Origin of the sequence: Kitasatospora sp. NPDC057542, from assembly GCF_042801945.1 — a bacterium.
Taxonomy (GTDB): domain Bacteria; phylum Actinomycetota; class Actinomycetes; order Streptomycetales; family Streptomycetaceae; genus Kitasatospora.
The window spans coordinates 1-4,504 of the sequence record NZ_JBHVFE010000610.1 but is presented as its reverse complement, the minus strand read 5'-3'; the positions used below and the strand labels follow the sequence as shown (position 1 = coordinate 4,504).

6 protein-coding genes are annotated in these 4,504 nt (G+C 69.3%); 3 read left to right on the top strand and 3 right to left on the bottom strand.

Going from position 1 to position 4,504, the window contains the following annotated elements; genetic code table 11:
* Positions 1–230: 230 nt before the first annotated feature.
* Positions 231–383, bottom strand: a complete 153-nt coding sequence (locus ACFU7Y_RS40725) for a hypothetical protein (RefSeq protein WP_380771434.1) — start codon at positions 381–383, stop codon at positions 231–233.
* 128 nt (positions 384–511) lie between these two features.
* On the opposite strand from ACFU7Y_RS40725, the gene ACFU7Y_RS40720 reads away from it, so the two are divergent.
* Positions 512–799, top strand: coding sequence for a recombinase family protein (locus ACFU7Y_RS40720; RefSeq protein WP_380771432.1), 288 nt, complete (start codon positions 512–514; stop codon positions 797–799).
* Between the two features lie 142 nt (positions 800–941).
* Here the strand turns inward: ACFU7Y_RS40720 and ACFU7Y_RS40715 are convergent, their stop codons facing one another.
* Together ACFU7Y_RS40715 and ACFU7Y_RS40710 are read right to left on the bottom strand one after the other, a co-directional pair.
* Positions 942–1,508: a TetR family transcriptional regulator gene (locus ACFU7Y_RS40715; RefSeq protein ID WP_224279321.1), complete on the bottom strand. Its 567-nt coding sequence runs from the start codon at positions 1,506–1,508 to the stop codon at positions 942–944.
* A gap of 316 nt (positions 1,509–1,824) precedes the next feature.
* The gene (locus tag ACFU7Y_RS40710; protein WP_380771430.1) at positions 1,825–2,304 is read right to left on the bottom strand and encodes a hypothetical protein; all 480 of its coding nucleotides are present in this window, start codon (positions 2,302–2,304) and stop codon (positions 1,825–1,827) included.
* A gap of 79 nt (positions 2,305–2,383) precedes the next feature.
* On the opposite strand from ACFU7Y_RS40710, the gene ACFU7Y_RS40705 reads away from it, so the two are divergent.
* Positions 2,384–2,800, top strand: coding sequence for a PPOX class F420-dependent oxidoreductase (locus ACFU7Y_RS40705; protein WP_380771428.1), 417 nt, complete (start codon positions 2,384–2,386; stop codon positions 2,798–2,800).
* A gap of 138 nt (positions 2,801–2,938) precedes the next feature.
* On the top strand, positions 2,939–4,441 hold the full coding sequence (locus ACFU7Y_RS40700; protein WP_224279318.1) for an MFS transporter: 1,503 nt from the start codon (positions 2,939–2,941) through the stop codon (positions 4,439–4,441).
* The last annotated feature ends 63 nt before the right edge of the window (positions 4,442–4,504 follow it).

The window sequence follows — 4,504 nt, the reverse complement described above, 5'->3', positions numbered from 1 at the left end:
GGGGATAGGTGGAGCCACCCTGGGTCGATCCCGTGTTGGTGTCACGTGGCCCTTTTCGTCAGTCGGTGCCTGCCGCGACCCTGCCGCGAGGTGGTGCAACGAATCGACTTGTCAAAAGCCGGCTGGGCGAGATCGGAGGCCTCGTTCGCTGGCGCGAGTGGGGCTGGGTCGGGGGTTGCCGCAGGCCGGGGCCTCCGCCTTGGTCCTGCTCAACTATGGCTGCTTGCAGGTCAGTTATCGCCGAAGTTGAACGCCGCGGTGACGGGTGCATGGTGGCTCCAGCGCTCCGCGTGGGAGGCGGCGCGCTCGACGTGGGCCTCGATGCATTTGCCCGCAATGCCCGGAGTTGTCACGATAAGGTCGATGCGCCAGCGGAACGACACCTTTTCGAGAAAGGTCCACCCGTTCGAGTGCAGCCTGTTCGAGGGTGCCTGCTGGCCTGGGCGGTAGGGGACCTCCTGTGAGCATCATGACGGCTTCGGTGCCGGTTCGGGCGGTGGTGGGTTCGCGTGTGTCGGACACGCACGGGGATGAGGGCAAGGTCTCGCATCTGGTGCAGGCGGAGTCGGCGACCCGGCACGCACTTTCGAAGGAGTGGGAGATCGTCGGCTCCTTCGAGGACCTGGACGTCTCGGCGGAGATCACGCCGTGGAAGCGTCCGGACCTGGGCCCGTGGTTGACCGAGCGGCAGGGCGAGTGGGACGCGTTGGTGTGGGCCAAGGTCGACCGGGCGTTCCGTTCGGCGAAGGACTGTGCGGACGTGGCGCACTGGGCGGACCCGGCGCTCCGGCGCCCGTGAACGCACCGCCCTGACGCCGGCACGGCAACGTAGCGGGTCAGGTGCGCGCATCCCGACCCATCCCCGCCGCGTGACCCGGCAACCCGGCGAACGTGTGCGGTCACCGCGGTACGTGGCGGAGGCGAGTGATGCACGCCGCCCCTCACAGGAGGCGCCGCACGGCCTCCATGATCGCGTTCCGGCAGTCCTCCGGGTCCGACGCCAGGACAGTCGTCGCCGGCATGCTCGCGGCATTCGTCGGGCTCCAGGCCGAGGCGATGGCCAGGACGAGGGTGAGAAGTGTGGCCGGGGTGAAGCCCGGTGTGCCCACTCCGCCCTTCCGAGCCGCTTCCAAGGAGGCGAGCTTGTCGTCGTGGGTCTGCTTGGCGACGGCAGGGTCCCGTTCCACGGCAGTGCCGCGTTCCAGCCGGTGCCAGGTCGCCAGGCGGAGCACCTCGGGGTGCTTCTGGTAGAAGTCGAACAGCCGCCCGGCGTAGCCCGGCAGGTCGTCAGGCGTGAAGGGCACCATGTCGAGGCCGCGCCCGAGGTGTGCGTCGAAGACGGCGTCGAAGAGCCCGTCCTTGTTGCAGAAGTAGACGTAGATGAGGTTCTTGTTCGCCGAGGCGACCTTGGCGATCCGGTCGACGCGGGCTCCCGCGATCCCGTACGCCGCGAACTCCTGGGTTGCTGCGTGGAGGATGCGCGCCTTCGTGGCCTCGGCTCGGGACATGGGAGTCATGCTAACAGCGCCTACTGGATCTTGCCGGGGCGTAGGACCCGGTGCCCTCGCCAGGTGAGCGCGTTCGCCGCTGGAACCACGGTGGATTCGTTTGAGACATGAGGCGATTCGTTCGGGAGTCCCGTCGGTGGTCTTGCTCCGGGTGAACCGGTGAGGGGGAGAAGTGCCTCGCCGGAACGGTGAGTTGCCACCGCCCGACGATGACCGGGCCGACGGTCGGCGCGATGCGCAGACCCACGACGAGGCAGGCCGGGGGGCCGCGGCGACGTGCTCCTCGCGATCAGGGACCGGTACGCAGCGTGTGTCGTCACCGCAGTCCGAAGGCGTCGATCACTGCCTCGGAGGCGAGCAGCATGACGGTGCACCACAGGGTGACACCGGCCATCAGCCAGCCGATCAGCCGCCACCGGGGCAGGCCCAGCGCCGTGCCAAGCATGGCCGATCCCCAGGTGCCGAAGAGCGCAGGCCCGATGATGCCGAAGCCGATCACGCCGTACCGGTTCACCAGGCGCCGGGCCCGTCGGCCGGTGGGGCCGTCAAGGCGGTTCCGGCGGTTGCGGCGGTTCTCGGGCGGCGGCCCGGCGGTGACGGGCCGCCGCTTCGAGCGCCAGAGCAGCCGGCGGGTACGCAGCCACCCGGACGCGAAGACGGCGGACAGCAGGCATCCGGCCGCGCCGAGGAGTGCGGCGACGAGCGCGACGGGCGGGGGGAGGGAGGAGAGGCCGAAGGGTACGGCCGGGGTGCCCAGGGCGAATCCGGCGAGCACGGCCAAGGCGAAGTTCAGCACGCAGCACTCCTCATCTTGGGGACGGGCGCCACGTCGGTTCGCGGCGACAGTGAGTTAACTAACCAGTTACGCTATCGCGGTGACCACCTCACCATCCGCCTCAGCATCCTTGCCGGGCAGTTCGGTTGAACGACTGGCGGCATCCAGGTACGTACTTCTCACGACGTTCCGCCGGGATGGGCGGGCCGTGCCCACTCCGGTGTGGGTGATGGGGGACGGGGACTGCCTGGCCGTGTGGAGCGCGGCCGGCGCCGGCAAGGTCAAACGGATCCGCAACAGCGGCCGAGTGACCGTCGCCCCCTGCAACTGGCGGGGAGTCCCGAAGGGGGAATCCGTGCCCGGTGTCGCCGAGTTGCCCGCAGACCGGGACACCGTCCACTACCTCGACCTGATGAAGCGCAAGTACGGCCTCGTCGCGCGGGTCGGCTTGCTGGGCAGCCGACTGAAGGGGTCCGGGTACCGCGCGGTGGGCATCCGGATCCGACTCGCGGAGTGACCCTCGCGGACCTCCGTCGCATCCGGCCATCGCTCTTTGCCCGAAGTCGTGTTGACGGGCCGTCGGATCTCGGGCAGCCTTGCCTCGGAATATTAACCATCCAGTTAGTCAATCTATTTCGAACGGAGTGGCACCGCCATGTCGGCATCCACCACTGAGCTCACCGGCATCCCGCCCGAATCAGGCCCCCCGTCCCCGCGGTCCTCGCTGCGGTGGTGGGCGCTGGCCGTGATTGGCCTGGCCCAGTTGATGATCATGCTGGACGCCACCATCGTGAACATCGCGCTGCCGTCCGCCCAGGCCGACCTGGGCTTCTCCGACAACGACAGGCAGTGGGTCGTCACCGCCTACGCACTCACCTTCGGCAGCTTGCTGCTGATCGGCGGGCGTGTCGCCGATCTCTTCGGCCGCAAGCAGGCCTTTCTCGCGGGTGTCATCGGATTCGCCGCCGCCTCGGCGCTCGGCGGAGCCGCCGGCAGCTTCGAACTCCTGGTGCTGGCCAGGGCGATCCAGGGCATCTCGGGTGCCCTGCTGGCCCCGGCGGCCCTCTCCCTGCTGACGACCATCTTCACCGACGTCAAGGAGCGGGGCCGGGCCTTCGCGATCTTCGGTGCCATCGCGGGCGCCGGCGGCGCGCTCGGCAACCTGCTCGGCGGCCTGCTGACCGAGTACCTCAACTGGCGTTGGACCCTCTACATCAACCTGGCGTTCGCGGCGGTGGCGCTCCTGGGCGGTCTGCTGCTGATCGAGCGTCAGTCGCGGGCGGAGCAGCGCCCCAAGCTCGACGTCCCCGGTGCGGTACTCGTCACCCTGGGGCTCTTCGGCCTGGTCTACGGGTTCTCCAACGCCGAGTCGCGCGGGTGGAGTTCTCCCGCCAGCTGGGGTCTGCTGGTCGGAGGCCTCGCCCTGATCGCCCTCTTCGCGTACTGGCAGTCGACGACGGCCGGGCCGCTGCTGCCCCTGCGCATCCTCCTCGACAGGGATCGAGGCGCCTCCCAGATCGCCATTCTGGTCGCCACCGGAGGCATGTACGCGGTCGCGTTGTTCCTCGCCTACTACATGCAGCAGACGCTCAAGTACACCCCGGTCGAGGCGGGGCTCGCCTTCCTGCCCATCCCCGCCGCACTGGTCGTTGCCTCCGCCTTGGCCGTGGGGGTCCTGATGCCCCGGGTGGGGCCGAAGATCGTGATTCCCCTCGGGATGGCGCTGCTGGGCGTGGGCATGGTCTGGTTCACCCGCCTGGATCTGGACAGCACCTACACGGGAGGCATTCTGCCGCCGCTGCTCGTCCTGGGCCTCGGTCTCGGCCTGGTCTACGCGCCGGCGATCGACCTGGCCACCTACCGGGTTCACGAGGATGACGCCGGGGTGGCCTCCGCGGCGGTCAACACCTCGCAGCAGATCGGTGGTTCGTTGGGGATCGCCGTTCTCAACACGCTCGCGGCGACCGCCGCGGGCAGCTATCTCAGCAGCCGGCAGGCCACGCCCGAGGTGATCGCCGGGGCGGCGTTGCACGGCTACTCCACCGCGTACTGGTGGGCGGCCGGCCTCGCAGCCGTCGGGCTCGTCGTGACCTTCGCGCTGTACCGTCCCGGTGTTCGGGAGAAGTCCCCCGACGCGGTGAAGGCCGTCGCCATGTGACACCTGCTCCACGAAGTCCCTCCATCCTTGAATCGCAAGCAGCCCCCGGGGCCGCGCCGCGCC

Excerpts from the sequence above, each read along its gene's own strand:
- ACFU7Y_RS40700 (WP_224279318.1), top strand. The coding sequence starts at position 2,939 with ATGTCGGCATCCACCACTGAGCTCACCGGCATCCCGCCCGAATCAGGC.
- ACFU7Y_RS40715 (WP_224279321.1), bottom strand. The coding sequence starts at position 1,508 with ATGTCCCGAGCCGAGGCCACGAAGGCGCGCATCCTCCACGCAGCAACC.